The 16,017-nt window shown below is 71.2% G+C and carries 14 protein-coding genes; 10 read left to right on the forward strand and 4 right to left on the reverse strand.

Annotated features, from left to right (window positions below; all coding sequences use genetic code 11):
• Positions 1-7 precede the first annotated feature (7 nt).
• Entirely contained in the window at positions 8-268 is a 261-nt protein-coding gene (locus ACQPZA_RS31065; RefSeq protein WP_433275639.1) for a hypothetical protein, read from the reverse strand.
• A gap of 193 nt (positions 269-461) precedes the next feature.
• Here ACQPZA_RS31065 and ACQPZA_RS31070 point away from each other — a divergent pair, with 193 nt between their 5' ends.
• The 4 genes from ACQPZA_RS31070 to ACQPZA_RS31085 all read left to right on the forward strand — a co-directional run bounded on the left by ACQPZA_RS31070 (position 462) and on the right by ACQPZA_RS31085 (position 6,167).
• Positions 462-1,781: an Nramp family divalent metal transporter gene (locus ACQPZA_RS31070; protein ID WP_433275640.1), complete on the forward strand. Its 1,320-nt coding sequence runs from the start codon at positions 462-464 to the stop codon at positions 1,779-1,781.
• Positions 1,782-1,984: 203 nt separating this feature from the next.
• Entirely contained in the window at positions 1,985-3,172 is a 1,188-nt protein-coding gene (locus ACQPZA_RS31075; protein WP_433275641.1) for an EfeM/EfeO family lipoprotein, read from the forward strand.
• Positions 3,169-4,398: a Dyp-type peroxidase gene (locus tag ACQPZA_RS31080; protein ID WP_433275642.1), complete on the forward strand. Its 1,230-nt coding sequence runs from the start codon at positions 3,169-3,171 to the stop codon at positions 4,396-4,398. Before ACQPZA_RS31075 ends, ACQPZA_RS31080 begins: the two co-directional genes overlap by 4 nt.
• 47 nt (positions 4,399-4,445) lie before the next feature.
• A complete protein-coding gene (locus ACQPZA_RS31085) occupies positions 4,446-6,167 on the forward strand; it encodes an alkaline phosphatase family protein (RefSeq protein ID WP_433275643.1) in 1,722 nt (573 codons plus the stop codon).
• Between the two features lie 92 nt (positions 6,168-6,259).
• Here the strand turns inward: ACQPZA_RS31085 and ACQPZA_RS31090 are convergent, their stop codons facing one another.
• Positions 6,260-6,850, reverse strand: coding sequence for a DUF5134 domain-containing protein (locus ACQPZA_RS31090; protein ID WP_433275644.1), 591 nt, complete (start codon positions 6,848-6,850; stop codon positions 6,260-6,262).
• A gap of 212 nt (positions 6,851-7,062) precedes the next feature.
• On the opposite strand from ACQPZA_RS31090, the gene ACQPZA_RS31095 reads away from it, so the two are divergent.
• The 4 genes from ACQPZA_RS31095 to ACQPZA_RS31110 are packed head-to-tail and all read left to right on the forward strand — an operon-like array spanning position 7,063 to position 11,617.
• Positions 7,063-7,914, forward strand: a complete 852-nt coding sequence (locus ACQPZA_RS31095; RefSeq protein ID WP_169396796.1) for a nitrilase-related carbon-nitrogen hydrolase — start codon at positions 7,063-7,065, stop codon at positions 7,912-7,914.
• A complete protein-coding gene (locus tag ACQPZA_RS31100; protein WP_433275645.1) occupies positions 7,911-9,209 on the forward strand; it encodes an aspartate aminotransferase family protein in 1,299 nt (432 codons plus the stop codon). Before ACQPZA_RS31095 ends, ACQPZA_RS31100 begins: the two co-directional genes overlap by 4 nt.
• A complete protein-coding gene (hydA, locus tag ACQPZA_RS31105; RefSeq protein ID WP_433275646.1) occupies positions 9,206-10,606 on the forward strand; it encodes a dihydropyrimidinase in 1,401 nt (466 codons plus the stop codon). The genes ACQPZA_RS31100 and hydA overlap by 4 nt, the downstream gene beginning before the upstream one ends.
• 12 nt (positions 10,607-10,618) lie before the next feature.
• Positions 10,619-11,617, forward strand: a complete 999-nt coding sequence (locus tag ACQPZA_RS31110) for a TIGR03842 family LLM class F420-dependent oxidoreductase (RefSeq protein WP_433283069.1) — start codon at positions 10,619-10,621, stop codon at positions 11,615-11,617.
• Between the two features lie 19 nt (positions 11,618-11,636).
• Here ACQPZA_RS31110 and ACQPZA_RS31115 read toward each other — a convergent pair whose 3' ends face one another.
• Positions 11,637-12,467, reverse strand: a complete 831-nt coding sequence (locus ACQPZA_RS31115; protein ID WP_433275647.1) for a helix-turn-helix domain-containing protein — start codon at positions 12,465-12,467, stop codon at positions 11,637-11,639.
• Between the two features lie 100 nt (positions 12,468-12,567).
• Between ACQPZA_RS31115 and ACQPZA_RS31120 the strand changes: the two genes are divergently transcribed.
• A complete protein-coding gene (locus ACQPZA_RS31120) occupies positions 12,568-13,287 on the forward strand; it encodes an SDR family oxidoreductase (RefSeq protein WP_169396791.1) in 720 nt (239 codons plus the stop codon).
• A 12-nt stretch (positions 13,288-13,299) separates the two neighbouring features.
• Here ACQPZA_RS31120 and ACQPZA_RS31125 read toward each other — a convergent pair whose 3' ends face one another.
• On the reverse strand, positions 13,300-14,547 hold the full coding sequence (locus tag ACQPZA_RS31125) for an FAD-dependent monooxygenase (protein WP_433275648.1): 1,248 nt from the start codon (positions 14,545-14,547) through the stop codon (positions 13,300-13,302).
• Between the two features lie 248 nt (positions 14,548-14,795).
• Here ACQPZA_RS31125 and ACQPZA_RS31130 point away from each other — a divergent pair, with 248 nt between their 5' ends.
• Entirely contained in the window at positions 14,796-16,010 is a 1,215-nt protein-coding gene (locus tag ACQPZA_RS31130; RefSeq protein WP_433275649.1) for a 4-hydroxybenzoate 3-monooxygenase, read from the forward strand.
• Positions 16,011-16,017 lie beyond the last annotated feature (7 nt).

Genomic DNA, 16,017 nt, shown 5'->3' on the forward strand with positions numbered 1-16,017 from the left:
CGGTGCGTCACAGCCGGTTCGCAACGCCCTCGGAGGCCTGGATCGCCGCGTGGACCGCCTGCTGCACCTCGCTGATGCTGCTGACGGCCTGGGTCAGCAACCCGTTGGCCTCCGACACGTCGGCCTGCCCGCTGCCCTCGGTGGCCCGCTGCAGCGCACCCTGGGCCTGCTCCAGCGAGGAGTGCGCCTGCTGCAGTGCACCGAGGCTCTCGGAGGCCTTGTCGTTGGCCAACGCGATGCCGGCCCGAACCTCTTCGATGCTCGCCATGAACCGAACTCCCCGTCGTGCCGTGCTCGTCTGCCCCGTGCTGGTTGTACAGGGGGAAATCTAGTCGCGGCACCGCTACCGGCCGCGTGCGGGCCGTTACCGATCTCCGCCCTGGCCGCGAGGGGGAGCTGAGCCCTACGTTCATCCCGAACCTTCCGGATGAGACTTCCAGCACGATGAGGAGCGGGGGCGCATGACATCCGATATCGCCATGAAGACACCACCCACCGGGTTCGGGGCCAAGATCAGGCAGCTCGGACCGGGCCTGCTGGCCGCAGCCACCGGTGTCGGCGCAGGCGACCTGGTGGCCACGATGGTGGCGGGCGCCCGCTTCGGCACGGTGCTGCTGTGGGCCGCCGTGCTGGGCGCGGCCCTGAAGCTCGCGCTCGGTGAGGGCGTGGGTCGCTGGAACCTCGCATCCGGCGCGACCCTGCTCGACGGCTGGCGACGGCTGGGCTACTGGGCCACCGTCTTCTTCGGCGTCTACATCGTGATCTGGGGCTTCGTCTACGGGGCCACGGCGATGTCGGCGGTCGGCCTCCCGCTGAACGCGCTGTTCGGCGGGCTGTCGGTGCGCTACTGGGCGATGATCGCCGGCGTCGTCGGCCTCGCGCTGGTGTGGATGCAGCGCTACCAGGTCTTCGAGAAGTTCATGACCGTGCTGGTCCTGATCAAGTTCGTCTCGGTGGTGTCGGTCGCCTTCCTCGTCTCCCCCGACCTCGGCGCACTCGCGAACGGGCTGGTGCCGCGGCTGCCCGACGGCTCGGTGATCTACGTGCTCGGGCTCATCGGCGGCGTCGGCGGCACGATCACCATGGCCGCCTACGGCTACTGGATGATCGCCAAGGGCTGGAAGGGCATCGGCTGGCTGTCGATGATGCGGCTCGACAACGCGGTCGGCTACATCATGACCGCGATCTTCGTGATCGCCATGCTGATCGTCGGAGCCGAGATCCTGCTCGGGCAGGACCTCACCGAGAGCGACTCCGGCCTGCTCACCCTCGGCACCGAGCTCGGCGCGCGGTACGGCGACTGGGCGCGGATCCTGTTCCTCGTCGGCTTCCTCGCCGTCACCACCACCTCGCTGCTGGGCGTGTGGAACGGCGTGAGCCTGCTGTTCACCGACTGGACGCGGACGATCCGGCTCCCCCACGGCGACAAGGCCGAGATCGGCGACGAGGCCGTCACCTCCGGGCCGGCCACCGCCACCGTCACCGGCTACGAGGCCACCCAGGCCGAGCGGAGCGTGCCCTTCCGGGCGTACCTGCTCTGGCTGACGCTGCCGCCGATGGGGCTGCTGTTCTTCGACCGGCCGTTCGCCCTCACGCTCGTCTACGGCGTGCTCGGGGCCGCCTTCATGCCGTTCCTCGGGATCACGCTGATCATGCTGCTCAACTCCAAGAGGATCGCCCCGGAAGGCCGCTCGGGGTGGCTGTCCAACACCCTGCTCACCGCGGCGTCCGCGCTGTTCTTCGTCCTCCTGGTGGCCGACCTGATCAACCGGTTCGGCTGACCAATGGGATAGCTGGAACTATTCGGAACAACCAGCCGTAGCTCTACATTACCGGCGATCACGCAACGGGTTCCTGATGCTTCGACGACCCGAAGTCGAAGCATCAGTGAACTCGCGGATAAGCACGGCTTCCGCGGCATTTCCGTTGCTTTTCGCTCGCATACTGCGTTCGGACGGACAGTTCGGACGGCAGGAGATCAAGGGTGCCCCGCTCGGCAGGCAACCGCTGGATCATCGGCGTGGTCGCGGTGGTCGCCGTGGTCGCGGTCGCGGTGGCCGCGGCGATCGTGCTGCGGCCGGCTCCCGCCCCGGTCGCTGCACCTGATCCGCAGATCGTGGTCTCCCGGTCGTCGTGCGGGCAGGACTGGACGGCCCCGAAGCCCGGTCCGCAGACCTTCCAGGTGCACAACACCGGGGCCGTCACCACCACCGTCGACCTGATCGACCCGACGACGGGCGGGATCTTCGGCGAGGTCGAAGGCATCGGCACCGGCACCACCCGTCCCCTTGCGGTAACCCTCGGCGACGGCGAGTACGCCTTCCGCTGCCTTCCCGACGAAGCCGACGCCGTCGTCGGCCCGACGGTCCGGATCAGTGGCAGCGATGTGCGTCCGAGCCCCGCCGTGGTCCCGGTGACGCGCAACGACCTCCTCGGTCCCGAGAAGGACTACCGGCAGCAGGTGATCACCGGGCTCGACGCGCTCGTCCGGGACACCGACGCGCTCGCCACGACCGTCCACGGTGGGGACCGGCACGCGAGCGAGGCCGCGTGGCTGACAGCCCACCTGTCCTACGCCCGGCTCGGTGCGGCCTACGGCGCCTTCGGCGACGCCGCGTCCGCGATCGACGGCACCCCCGGCGACCTCGCGGGCGGCACCTCGGATCCCGGCTTCACCGGCTTCCACCGTCTCGAGTTCGGGCTGTGGCACGACGAGCCGATGCCTGCGCTGGCCGCCGTGGCCGACCGGCTCGACGCCGACGCGCGTGCTCTGCAGCAGGCCTTCCCCGATGCGCAGATCGATCCGAACGACCTGGCGCTGCGCGCCCACGAGATCATGGAGGACGCCCTGCAGTTCGAGGTCAGCGGCCGCACCGACTTCGGCAGCGGCACCACCCTCGCCACCACGCTGGCGAACATCGAGGGCACCCGGACGGTGCTGGGCGTGCTGCGCCCGCTGCTCCAGCCGCGGATGCCCGCGCTGTCCACGGTGGACATGTGGCTGGACCGCGCCACCACCGCCGTGCAGGCCGCCAGGCGCCCCGACGGGAGCTGGACGCCGGTCGCCGCGCTCGACCGGGCCCAGCACGCCGAGATCGACGGCGCGATCGGCGAGCTGACCGAGCAGCTCGCCCCGGTCGCCACGATCGTCGCTCCGCGGCGGGACTCGTGAGCGGCGCGCTCCCCCGCCGTACCTTCCTGCGCCGGGCGGTCGTCGGAGCGGGCGTGACCGCCGCTGCCGTGGCCGGTGGCGGGATGGCGGCGGCCACGGAGAGCGCCGGCGCCGACGCAGCGCCCGCGGTGCCGTTCCACGGCGCCCGCCAGGCGGCGATCCTGCGGCCGCCCGCCGGTCAGACCATCGTCGTGGCGTTCGACGTCATCGCCGAGAACCGGGCCGAGCTGACCGACCTGCTCCGCGCGGTCACCGACCGGGCCCGGTTCCTCACCAGTGGGGGCGTCCCGCCCGCGCTGGGCATCAGCGCCCCACCGCCCGACTCCGGTGTGCTCGGCCCCGAGGTGCCGGCAGGCGATCTCGGCGTGATCGTCGGGGTCGGCGCCTCGCTGTTCGACGACCGCTACGGGCTCGCCGACAGCAGGCCGGCGAGGCTGACGCCGATGCCGGCGTTCGCCGGCGACGCGCTGGACCCGGCGCAGTGCCACGGCGACCTGAGCCTCACGCTCTCGGCGACCACCGGCGACACCGTGATCCACGCGCTGCGCGACATCACCCGCGCCACCCGCGGGGGGATGCAGCCGCGCTGGCGCGTCAACGGGTTCAGCTCACCGCCCCGCCCGACGGGCACGCCCCGCAACCTGCTGGGTTTCAAGGACGGCATCGCGAACCCCGACCCCGCCGACGCGGCCGAGATGGACCGCCTCGTCTGGGTGGGTGACGGGCAGCAGGACGAGCCGGCGTGGACCGTGGGCGGCAGCTACCAGGTGATCCGCGTGATCCGCATGCTCGTGGAGTTCTGGGACCGCGTGTCGCTCGGCGAGCAGGAGAACATGATCGGCCGCCGCCGCGACACGGGTGCCCCGCTCGACGGCGGGGCGGAGACCGACATCCCGCGCTACGCCGACGACCCGGTCGGCACCGTGATCCCGCTGACGAGCCACATCCGCCGGGCGAACCCGCGCACCCCCGACACCGACTCGAGCCGGATCCTGCGCCGGGCCACCAACTACGACCGCGGGCTCGACAGCAACGGCAACCTCGATCAGGGGCTGGTCTTCACCTGTTATCAGCAGGATCTGCGGCGGCAGTTCGAGGCGGTTCAGCAACGGCTGACCGACGAACCCCTCGTGGACTACATCTCACCGTTCGGCGGTGGCTACTTCTTCGCATTGCCCGGCGTCACGGGTCCCGACGACCACTACGGCCGTGCATTGCTCGCCTGATTCATCACCCCGATATCACCAGAGGAATTCCCCGACCAGGAGGACAAGTGGGAAAGAAACCCGGCAGCTGGCGCCGACGGCGTTCACTGCTCGGTGCGTGCGCGGTGGTCTCGGCCGCCGTGCTCGCAGCGGTCACCGTGTCCACGGCCAACGCGGACGCTCCCCCGACGGCCGCGAAGCACGGCGACCAGTTCACGACCGCCACGCCGATCAAGCACGTCGTCGTGATCTTCGGCGAGAACATCTCGTTCGACCACTACTTCGGCACCTACCCCAACGCCACCAACGCCGACGGCACGCCGTTCACGGCCGCCAAGAACACACCGAAGATCGACGGGCTCACCCCTGATCTGCTGACGAAGAACCCGAACGCCTTCAACCCGCAGCGGCTCTCCCCCTCGCAGGCGCTGACCTGCGACCAGAACCACAGCTACGGCGCCGAGCAGGCCGCGTTCAACGGCGGCAAGATGGACCAGTTCGTCGAGAAGACCGAGACGGACACGTGCACGGGGCAGCCGATCCTGTTCGGCCAGCCGGGCCTGGTCATGGACTACTACGACGGCAACACCGTCACCGGGCTGTGGAACTACGCGCAGCACTACGCGATGAGCGACAACTCGTACAACACGACGTTCGGCCCGTCGACGCCCGGGGCGATCAACCTCATCTCCGGGCAGACGCACGGCACCAAGGCCGTCAACTCGGTGACGCACGAGCCGGTCTCCGACCCGTTCGTGAAGTCGCCCGACGCGAACGGCGTGGGCACCGTGGTGAGCGACCCGGACCCGGCGTATGACGACTGCTCCGACAAGAACCACACGGCCACCGACAACCTGGCGAGCCAGGACGGCAGGAACATCGGTGACCTGCTGAACGCGAAGGGCGTCACCTGGGGCTGGTTCCAGGGCGGGTTCCGCCCGACGGGCACGGCGAACGGCTTCGCGGTGTGCGGCCAGACGCACCAGAACATCGGGGGCATCGCCGTCACCGACTACAGCCCGCACCACGAGCCGTTCCAGTACTACCCCTCGACGTCGAACCCGAAGCACCTGCCGCCGAGCTCCGTGGCGGCGATCGGGCAGACCGACCAGGCCAACCACCAGTACGACACGGCCGACTTCGACGCCGCACTCGCGGCCGGGAACATGCCGGCGGTCAGCTTCCTGAAGGCCCCGGCCTACGAGGACGGCCACGCCGCCAACTCGGACCCGATCGACGAGCAGCGGTTCGTCGTCGACGAGGTCAACAAGATCCAGCAGTCGAAGGACTGGGCCTCCACGGCGATCGTGCTGGCCTACGACGACTCCGACGGCTGGTACGACCACGCGCACGCGGTGATCAGCGGCTCGCAGGACACGTCGCAGGACCAGGGCATCTGCACGGGCGCACCGGCACGGGTCGGCACGTACGCGGACCGCTGCGGCTACGGCCCCCGGCTGCCGCTCGAGGTGATCTCGCCCTACAGCAAGGTCAACTTCGTCGACCACACGCGGACCGACCAGACCTCGGTGCTGAAGTTCATCGAGGACAACTGGTCCACCGGCCGGATCGGCGACGCGTCCTACGACACGTCAGCGGGCGACCTGACGAACATGCTCGACTTCAAGGGCCCCAAGGCCAAGGCCGTGACCCTCGACCCCGGCACCGGCGCCGTGGTGGACGACAAGCCGGGCAACGGCCCCAAGCCCGGCAAGCCGGGTGACCCCGGCAAGCCCGGCAAGCCCGGTGACCCCGGCAAGCCCGGTGACCCCGGCAAGGGCAACGGCTGACCGCCGAGCACCCCTGACCCAAGTTCAGGAAAGCCACTTTCAGGTCCGCTGCGGGCAGGAAAGTGGCTTTCCTGAACCACGGGGCGTGAGCCTCAGAGCATGCCCAGCAGCATGGCCGTCATCGACGTGGCCACCGCCAGGTGCGCCATCGACGCGGTGCGGGGTGCGTACGGCGAGAGCGTGGGCGCTCGCAGCGCCACCGCGGTGTCCGAGCCGGCGGACGGCTCCCGCGGCGGGTGGGTGCGGTCGACGCAGCGCAGCGCGTGCCAGGCGAAGTAGCCCGCGAGCAGCATCGCCGTGGCCGACACGAGAGCCACCGCGCCCCCGACCGCTCCGGTGGAGCCGTGCGCCGCGTGGCCGCCGAGAGCACCGGCGGGATGCCCGACCGCCAGCATGAACAGCATCGCGCCGCCGCAGACGACGTGGTGGGACGCCTCGCCGCGCAGGCCCGCGCCGCGGAGCACCCGCACCGCGAACCAGCCGGCGCAGACCCCGAACACCGCCGACCACGCCGCCGTCGGCAGCGGGTTGCCGAGCGGCGAGAACATCGCTGCCATCCCGAGGCCCATGGCCGCGTAGGAGATCTCGCCGAGGACGTCGCGACGCAGCACCACCAGCCGCAGAACGTGCACCAGCCCCGCGGCGAGACAGAGCACCGCCAGCGCGCCCGACATCGACGGCATGAATGCCCTCCCGACCCGTTCGCGAGCGCAGATGATCGAGGGAAACGATAGGTCACGAAAGGGTCGCTTTTCCATACCGTGCCGGGGTAGTGAGTCCTGGGGCAGGCGTGTGACGAGCAGGTGTCCGTGCCGGAATGGGTCTTGCACCGCGGGCCGCCCGCGTTCGAAGGTGTCCCCTTCCCCTTCCGGGCGAGCACGGCGGAGGTCGAGACATGGCGGGAGATTCCCGGGTGGTCCGCGCAGCGCTGGTGCAGGCGAAGTGGACCGGTGACACCGCGTCCATGGTCGACGTGCACGAGTCCTACGCGCGCGCCGCAGCGGAGCAGGGCGCCCAGGTGCTGGGCTTCCAGGAGGTGTTCAACGCGCCGTACTTCTGCCAGGTGCAGGAGGCGGAGCACTACCGGTGGGCGGAGGCGGTGCCCGACGGGCCGACGGTGCAACGGATGCAGGCGCTGGCCCGTGAGACCGGCATGGTGCTCGTGGTGCCGGTCTTCGAGGTGGAGGCCTCGGGCTTCTACTACAACACCGCCGCCGTCATCGACGCCGACGGGACCTTTCTCGGCAAGTACCGCAAGCACCACATCCCGCAGGTCAAGGGCTTCTGGGAGAAGTTCTACTTCCGGCCGGGCAACCTGGGCTGGCCGGTGTTCGACACCGCGGTCGGCAAGGTCGGGGTCTACATCTGCTACGACCGCCACTTCCCCGAGGGCTGGCGTGCGCTCGGGTTGGCCGGAGCGCAGATCGTCTACAACCCGAGCGCCACGAGCCGCGGGCTCTCGGCCTACCTGTGGAAGCTGGAGCAGCCTGCGGCCGCCGTGGCCAACGAGTACTTCATCGCCGCGATCAACCGGGTGGGCGTGGAGGAGTACGGCGACAACGACTTCTACGGCACCAGTTACTTCGTCGACCCACGCGGCCAGTTCGTCGGGGAGACGGCGTCCGACAACGACGAGGAGCTGCTGGTGCGTGACCTGGACCTGGGGATGATCGACGAGGTGCGCCGGCAGTGGGCGTTCTACCGCGACCGCCGTCCCGACGCCTACGGCCCGTTGGTGGAGGGATGAGCGAGTTGCTGGCGCGCACCCGCGCCGTCCTCCCGTCATGGCTCGCCGTCTACTACGAGGAGCCGATCGAGATCGAGCGCGGCGAGGGCCGCCACGTCTGGGACGCCGACGGGAAGCGCTACCTCGACTTCTTCGGCGGCATCCTCACCACGATGACGGCCCATGCGCTGCCCGAGGTGACGAAGGCCGTCAGCGAGCAGGCCGGGCGGATCATCCACAGCTCCACGCTGTACCTGAACCGGCCGATGGTGGAGCTGGCCGAACAGATCGCGGCGGTCTCGGCCATCCCGGACGCCAAGGTCTTCCTCACCACCAGCGGCACCGAGGCCAACGACGCCGCACTGCTGCTCGCCAGCACGCTGCGGCGGTCCAACCAGATCCTCGCGCTGCGCAACAGCTACCACGGCCGGTCGTTCTCCACGATCGCCATCACGGGCAACCGGTCGTGGTCGCCCACGTCGCTCTCGCCGTTCCAGACCTACTACGTGCACGGCGGCCAGCAGTACCGCTCGCCCTACGCCGGCCTGTCCGACGGCGAGTACATCGCGGCGTGCGTGACGGACCTGAAGGACGTGCTCGACCAGTCCGGCGGGGACATCGCCGCGTTCATCGCCGAGCCGATCCAGGGCGTCGGCGGGTTCACCTCCGGTCCCGACGGGCTGCTGGGCGCGTTCGCCGAGGTGCTGCGCGAGCACGGGATCCCGTGGATCTCCGACGAGGTGCAGACCGGGTGGGGGCGCACCGGCGAGCACTTCTGGGGCTGGCAGGCCCACAGCGACGATCGGAACCGGGCGACCCCGGACATCGTCACGTTCGCGAAGGGCGTCGCCAACGGGCTGTCGATGGGCGGGGTGATCGCGAGGGCCGAGGTGATGGACGGCCTGGGCGCCAACTCGATCTCGACGTTCGGCGGCTCCCCGCTCACGTCGGCAGGCGCGCTGGCCAACCTGCGCTACCTGCTCGACCACGACCTGCAGGCCAACGCCGCCCGGCACGGCAGCACGCTGCTCGCCGGGCTCCGCGCTCAGGAGAGCCCGATCGTCGGTGACGTCCGGGGCAAGGGCCTCATGATCGGTGTGGAGATCGTGCGGCCCGGCACGGGCACCCCGGGTGACCCCGCGCCCGAGCTGGCGAACGCCGTGCTGGAGGCCACGAAGCGGCGCGGCCTGCTGGTCGGCAAGGGCGGCCTGCACGGCAACGTCCTGCGCATCGCCCCGCCGATGACCCTGACCCACGCCGAGGCAGAAGAGGGCCTGAGCATCCTGACGGCGTCGCTGGAGGAGGTCACCCCATGAGCACGGTCATCGTCCGGAACGGGCTGGTCATCACCGCGTCCGATGAGCTCCTCGCCGATGTGCTGGTCGACGGGGAGCAGGTGGTGGCCCTCGCCGCCACGGGCTCCGCCGTCGCCGACAGCTGGCACGCCGACACCGTCGTCGATGCCACCGGCATGTACGTCGTGCCGGGCGGGGTCGATGCGCACACGCACATGGAGATGCCCTTCGGCGGGACGAAGGCGGCCGACACGTTCGAGACCGGCACCCGCGCCGCCGCGTGGGGCGGCACCACCACGATCGTCGACTTCGCGATCCAGCAGGTGGGCGGGGGCCTGCGGGAGGGCCTCGACGCCTGGCACGCCAAGGCCGACGGCAACTGCGCGATCGACTACGCGTTCCACATGATCATGGCCGACGTCAACGAGGGCTCCCTCAAGGAGATGGAGGCCCTCATCGGCGAGGGCGTCACCAGCTTCAAGCTGTTCATGGCCTATCCCGGCGTGTTCTACAGCGACGACGGCAAGATCCTGCGTGCGCTGCAGAAGGGCGCCGAGACCGGCGGCCTCGTGATGATGCACGCCGAGAACGGCATCGCCATCGACGTGCTGGTGGAGCAGGCACTGGCGACGGGCCACACCGACCCGCGCTACCACGGCGAGGTGCGCCACGCCCTGCTCGAGGCCGAGGCCACCCATCGCGCGATCAAGCTGGCGCAGGTGGCGGGTGCGCCGATCTACATCGTCCACCTGTCAGCGGCGCAGGCGCTCGCGCAGGTCACCGCGGCACGGGACGAGGGCTACAACGCCTTCGCCGAGACCTGCCCGCAGTACCTGTTCCTCTCCACCGACGACCTCGGCAAGCCCGGCTTCGAGGGCGCCAAGTACGTCTGCTCCACGCCGCTGCGCCCGGCCGAGCACCAGGCGGCGCTGTGGCGGGGGCTGCGCACCGACGACCTGTCCGTCGTCTCCACCGACCACTGCCCGTTCTGCTTCAAGGGGCAGAAGGAGATGGGGATCGGCGACTTCTCGAAGATCCCCAACGGCCTGCCCGGCGTCGAGACCCGGATGGACCTGCTGCACCAGGGCGTGGTCGAGGGCCACATCTCCCGCAAGCGCTGGATCGAGATCGCCTGCGCCACCCCGGCCCGGATGTTCGGCCTCTACCCGCGCAAGGGCACGATCGCGCCCGGCGCCGACGCCGACATCGTCGTCTACGACCCGAACGCCACCCAGGTGCACTCCGCGCAGACGCACCACATGGCCGTCGACTACTCCTGCTACGAGGGCCGGGAGACCACCGGGAAGGTGCGCACCGTCCTGTCCCGCGGGCGGGTGGTCGTGGACGCCGGGGAGTACCTCGGCAGCGCAGGCCACGGCCGCTTCCTCAAGCGAGACACCTGCCAGTACCTGCGATGAATGGAGTCCACGTTGGACATCGGGCTCGTCCTGCAGACCGATCCACCCGCGCAGACCGTCGTCGACCTGATGGTACGGGCGGAGGAGCTGGGGTTCAGCCACGGCTGGACGTTCGACTCGCACGTGCTCTGGCAGGAGCCCTACGTCATCTACCCGCGGATCCTGGAACGGACCTCGCGGCTGATCGTCGGGCCGATGGTCACCAACCCCGCCACGCGGGACTGGACGGTCATCGCGTCGCTGCACGCCACGCTGAACGAGATGTACGGCAACCGGACGGTCTGCGGCATCGGCCGCGGTGACTCGGCGGTGCGCGTGCAGGGGCGCCACCCCACGACACTGGCCCGGCTCGAGGAGTCGATGCACGTGATCCGGGAGCTGGCCGAGGGCCGGGCCGTGGACCTGCACGACACCACGGTCCAGATCCCCTGGGTGCCCGCCGGCGCGTCGCTGCCGGTCTGGATGGCCGGGTACGGCCCGAAGGCGCTCGACCTGGTCGGGCGGGCCGCCGACGGGTTCATCCTGCAGCTCGCCGACCCCTATCTCGTCGAATGGACGGTGAAGACCGTCCGGTCGTCGGCGGAGGCGGCGGGCCGCGACCCGTCCGAGATCACGATCTGCGTGGCGGCACCCGCCTACGTGGGGTCCGATCTCGCGCATGCCCGTGGCCAGTGTCGATGGTTCGGCGGCATGGTGGGCAACCACGTGGCCGACCTCGTCACGCGCTACGGGGAGTCGTCGGAGGCCGTGCCGGTCGAGCTCAGCGGCTACATCAAGGGGCGCGCCGGCTACGACTACAGCCACCACGGCCGGGCCCACAACCGGTCCACCGGCTTCGTGCCCGACGAGGTGGTCGACCGGTTCTGCCTGCTCGGCCCGCCGGCCGCGCAGCTGGAGAAGCTCGCCCTGCTACGGGAGCTCGGTGTCGACCAGTTCGCGATCTACGCCATGCACGACGCCCGGGAGGAGACGATCGAGGCCTACGGCAGGTCGGTGATCCCGCAGCTCTGACCCGCCGGCCCGGGTGCCGTCACGCCTCGCGCGCGGCGGTGGCCGCGACCGTGCCCAGCAGCAGGAGGCCCTCGGCGCTGCGGGATCCCGGCTCAGCGTCGTAGACGACCAGTTCCTGGCCGGGCGCCGAGCGCACGTCGAACGTCTTCATGGTCAGCGTCAGCGGACCGACGTCGGCGTGCTGGACGAGCTTGGTGTCGAGCGCCTTGCCGCGGGCGTCGTGGCGGGACCACAGGTCCCGGAACTCCGGGCTGTGCTCGAGCAGTTCGGTCAGCACGGCGCGCACCCGGGGATCGCCGGGGGACGCGCCGTGGCCGAGCCGGAAGCCGGCCACGGAGTTCGCGGCCACCGTCTCCCAGTCGACGTAGAAGTCGCGCGCCCGCGGGTCCAGGAAGAGCAGCAGCATCAGGTTGCCCGAGAAGGTGAACCCGCTGAACAGGGCCCGGGCGATCGAGTTGGCCGCCAGGACGTCGTAGGCACGGTTGTAGACCAGCGCGGGAGTGGTCGGCCAGGCCTCCATGAGCCGGAGCAGGCCCGGGTCCACCCGCTCGGCGACCGCAGCGCGTGCCGGCCGCGGCGCGAGCCCGGCCAGCCGGAACAGGTGGGCGCGGCCGTCGTCGTCGAGCCGCAGCGCCGTTCCCAGCGCGTCGAGCACCTGGGCCGACGGCGACCGTTCGCGGCCCTGCTCCAGGCGGATGTAGTAGTCGGCGCTCAGACCGGCCAGCAGGGCGACCTCCTCACGGCGCAGGCCCGGAACCCGGCGGGTGCCCGTGCTGACCAGGCCCGCTGTCTCGGGCCGGACGAGCGCGCGCCTGCTGCGCAGGTAGTCACCCAGCTCGGTCGGGGCCATGCGGCGAGGGTACGACCGGGTGTCCCGCCGTGCCTGGGTGCAGCGCACCCAGGAGGAACAGACCCTGAAGGTGGGCGCCGGACGACACCATCCTGGACGCATGACGAACTCGAAGATCGTTCTGGTCACCGGCGCGTCCAGCGGTATCGGCGAGGCGGTCGCCACCCGGCTCGCCGGCGAGGGCCACCACGTGGTCGCCGGCGCCCGCCGCGAGGACCGGCTCGCTGCGCTCGTGGAACGGGGCGCAGGCCGCATCAGCGCCCGCAGGCTCGATGTGACCGACCGCGTCGACGTCGCCGCGTTCGTCGAGGACGCCGTGGCCGTGCACGGCCGCATCGACGTCGTCGTCGACAACGCCGGTGTCATGCCCCTCTCGCGGCTCGACGCCGGCCTCGTCGACGAGTGGGACCGCATGATCGACGTCAACGTCCGCGGCCTGCTCCACGGCATCGCCGCAGCGTTGCCCGTGTTCCAGCGCCAGGGCGGTGGCCACTTCGTGACGGTCGCCTCGATCGGCGCGCACGAGGTGGTGCCCACGGCGGCGGTCTACTCCGGCACCAAGTTCGCCGCGTGGGCGATCACCGAGGGCCTGCGGTTGGAGGTCGACCCCAGCATCCGGGTGACGACGGTGTCGCCCGGCGTGGTCGAGTCGGAGCTCGCCGACTCCATCTCCGACCCGACGGCGGCCCGGGCGATGAGGAGCTACCGCGCCGAGGCGATCCCACCGGACGCCATCGCGCGCGCGGTGTCGTACGCGATCGGCGAGCCGCCGGACGTCGACGTCAACGAGATCATCGTGCGGCCCTCCCGGCAGCGGTGACGCACCAGTGGGTCACGACGCCGCCGCGCCGTTCAGGATCTGCGGCACCGGCGGTGGCACGGCGAGCGCCCGTGCCGAACGGCGACCCGAGAACCGGGCGAAGCCCGGCACGCAGGAGAGCACGCGCAGCGCCAGTGGCGGGCGGGGGTCCCCGGAGCGCAGGCGCTCCGCCGCGCTGCGCTCCACCTGCACCTGGAACCGCTGCTCCCGGTCGACCGACGGCCGCCGCACCCGTTCCACCTGCCCGGCCGCCGCGTCGAGCATCGCGTGGTCGGGCCGGGCGGCGGTGAGGGGTCCGACGAGCCGGTTGGCGGCCTCGGCGGCGTCGAGGATCGCGAGGTTGATGCCGTTGCCGCCGACCGGCGAGATCACGTGCGCGGCGTCGCCGATGAGCAGCAGTCCCGGCTCGGTCCAGCGGTCGAGACTGGTGATGCGGACCGGCAGCAACGAGAGGTCGTTGACGTCGGTGAGCACGTCGATGCGGTCGCCCAGCCACGGCACCAGCCTGCGCAGCACCGCCGCCAGCGGCTCGACGCCGCCCGCCCGGACCTCGGGGAACGTGCCGGCGGGAATCGTGAAGCCGATCTGCCAGTCGGTGCCCTGCCCGAGCACCGCGAGGTTCTGGCCCGGCTCGCAGCGCAGTTCGAGGCCGGACATCGGAGGGTCCCCGGCGCGCCGCGGCACGGCGAACCAGCAGATGTCGAGGCTCGCCCCGAGCTCCGTGGCCCGGACGGACGACAGCGCGCGGACCTTGGAGCTGCGCCCGTCGGCTCCGACGACGAGGTCGGCCCGCAGCTCGTGGCGCCTGCCGTCGTGCCGGTACTCCACCCCCGCCACGCGCCCGGACTCGTCGCGCAGCAGTGCCGAGACCCGCGCGCCCATCCGCACGTCGGCGCCGGGGAAGCGCTGCGCCTGCGCCACCATGAACGGCAGGAACTCTGCCTGCGGCACCAGCGCGTAGTAGGGGTGGGTACGGCTGGCGTCGCGGTAGTCGGCGAGCGTGTAGGCGCGGTCGGGCGTGCGCCACACGAACGCGTCGGCCACCGCGTGCGCCACGGTGGCGAGCATGGGCGCGGCGAGGCCCAGCACGTCGAGGTGGTCGAGGATCGACGGCGCGATGATGTCGCCGCGGAACCGGCGGTCGAAGTCGCCGCGGGACTCGAGCAACGTCACCTCGGCCCCGCCGCGGGCGAGCAGGTAGGTCAGCACCACCCCCGCCGGGCCGCCGCCGACCACGACACACCGCGCTGTCTCGTTCATGCGGCTCCCGTCGCTTTCGTCCGTTCCGACGGTAGGCGAAGCCGACGGCCGGGGCGCGGCGACGGGGACGACGCGCCCTTCGGATCAGTGCCAACGGGCGACGACGTCCTGGATGCGCGCGAGAAGGTGGCCCCAGAGGCTACGTGTCATCTCGTCGCCGGGGGCGAATGGGACGCGGCCGGTGTGGAACGGGCGACAGTTCGTCCGACGTGCCTGAAGCGCCACCTCCGGCGGGGCAGAGTGTGGGCGTGGGTCACGATGCGAACGCCGAGCGAGCTACGAGCACCTCCGTCGTCATCGTGGGCGCCGGGGTGGCCGGCCTGACCATCGGCCGCCTGCTGCGCAGCGCCGGGGTGGACTGCGTCGTCCTGGAGACCGAGAGCAGGCAGTTCATCGAGCAGCGGCCCCGGGCGGGCTTCATCGAGGAGTGGGTGGTCCGGGCGCTGGAGCGGCACGGCCTCGCCGACGGCCTGCTCGCCCACGCCACCCCGCAGAGCGAGGGTGAGTTCCGGATGGACGGCGCCCGGTACGTCTTCCGGTACGGCGAACTGAGCGGGCACCACCATTTCGTCTATCCGCAGCAGCTGCTGGTCACCGACCTGGTACGGGCATACGCGGACGACGCCGGCGGCCCCGTCCACTTCGGCGCCACGGACGTCGCGCTGCACGGGCTCGACACGGCGCGGCCCTCCGTCTCCTTCACCGCGTCCGACACCGGGGAACGGCACGTCATCACGTGCGACTTCATCGCAGGGTGCGACGGCGCGCGCGGCGTGTCCCGCCACGCCGTTCCGGAGGGCGCGATGCGCGTCATCCGGCACGACTTCGGCGTCGGCTGGATGGCCATCCTCGCCGAGGCTCCGCCGTCGAGCTCGCACGCCCTCTTCGGCCTGCACCCGCACGGGCTGGGCGCGTTCATGCACCGCAGCCCGGACATCAGCCGGTACTACCTGGAGGTCCCGGCTGGCGACAGCCCGGACAACTGGCCGCACGAGCGGGTCTGGAGCGAGCTGCGGGAACGGCTCGAGGTACCTGGTGCCGAGCCGCTGGTCGAGGGCGAGCTGCTGGAGAAGCGCGTGCTCGACATGCACAACTACGTCGTCGAGCCCATGTCCTACGGTCGGCTCCACCTGGCCGGGGACTCCGCTCACCTGCTGGCACCGGTCGGGGCCAAGGGCATGAACGCGGCGCCGCACGACGCGTTCCTGCTGACCGACGCCCTGCTGGCGCACTACGAGCAGGGCGATGACAGCCGCCTCGCCGGCTACTCCGACGACGCACTGCGGCGCGTCTGGCAGTACCAGGAGTTCAACCAGTGGCTGGCGGAGATCATGCACGGCCCGTCGTCCGGCGACCCCTTCCGGGCGCAGGTCGCCGCAGCCCGGCTGCGCCGGATGGTGGACTCGACGACCAACGGCGCGTCCGTCGCCGGCCTCTACATCGGGATCGATGCGGACCACTGAGTCCCCG

Source organism: Pseudonocardia xinjiangensis (assembly GCF_050948425.1).
GTDB classification, from domain to species: Bacteria; Actinomycetota; Actinomycetes; order Mycobacteriales; family Pseudonocardiaceae; genus Pseudonocardia; species Pseudonocardia xinjiangensis.

Excerpts from the sequence above, each read along its gene's own strand:
- ACQPZA_RS31065 (WP_433275639.1), bottom strand. The coding sequence starts at position 268 with ATGGCGAGCATCGAAGAGGTTCGGGCCGGCATCGCGTTGGCCAACGAC.
- ACQPZA_RS31070 (WP_433275640.1), top strand. The coding sequence starts at position 462 with ATGACATCCGATATCGCCATGAAGACACCACCCACCGGGTTCGGGGCC.
- ACQPZA_RS31090 (WP_433275644.1), bottom strand. The coding sequence starts at position 6,850 with ATGCCGTCGATGTCGGGCGCGCTGGCGGTGCTCTGTCTCGCCGCGGGG.
- ACQPZA_RS31095 (WP_169396796.1), top strand. The coding sequence starts at position 7,063 with ATGGCGGGAGATTCCCGGGTGGTCCGCGCAGCGCTGGTGCAGGCGAAG.
- ACQPZA_RS31100 (WP_433275645.1), top strand. The coding sequence starts at position 7,911 with ATGAGCGAGTTGCTGGCGCGCACCCGCGCCGTCCTCCCGTCATGGCTC.
- hydA (WP_433275646.1), top strand. The coding sequence starts at position 9,206 with ATGAGCACGGTCATCGTCCGGAACGGGCTGGTCATCACCGCGTCCGAT.
- ACQPZA_RS31115 (WP_433275647.1), bottom strand. The coding sequence starts at position 12,467 with ATGGCCCCGACCGAGCTGGGTGACTACCTGCGCAGCAGGCGCGCGCTC.
- ACQPZA_RS31120 (WP_169396791.1), top strand. The coding sequence starts at position 12,568 with ATGACGAACTCGAAGATCGTTCTGGTCACCGGCGCGTCCAGCGGTATC.
- ACQPZA_RS31125 (WP_433275648.1), bottom strand. The coding sequence starts at position 14,547 with ATGAACGAGACAGCGCGGTGTGTCGTGGTCGGCGGCGGCCCGGCGGGG.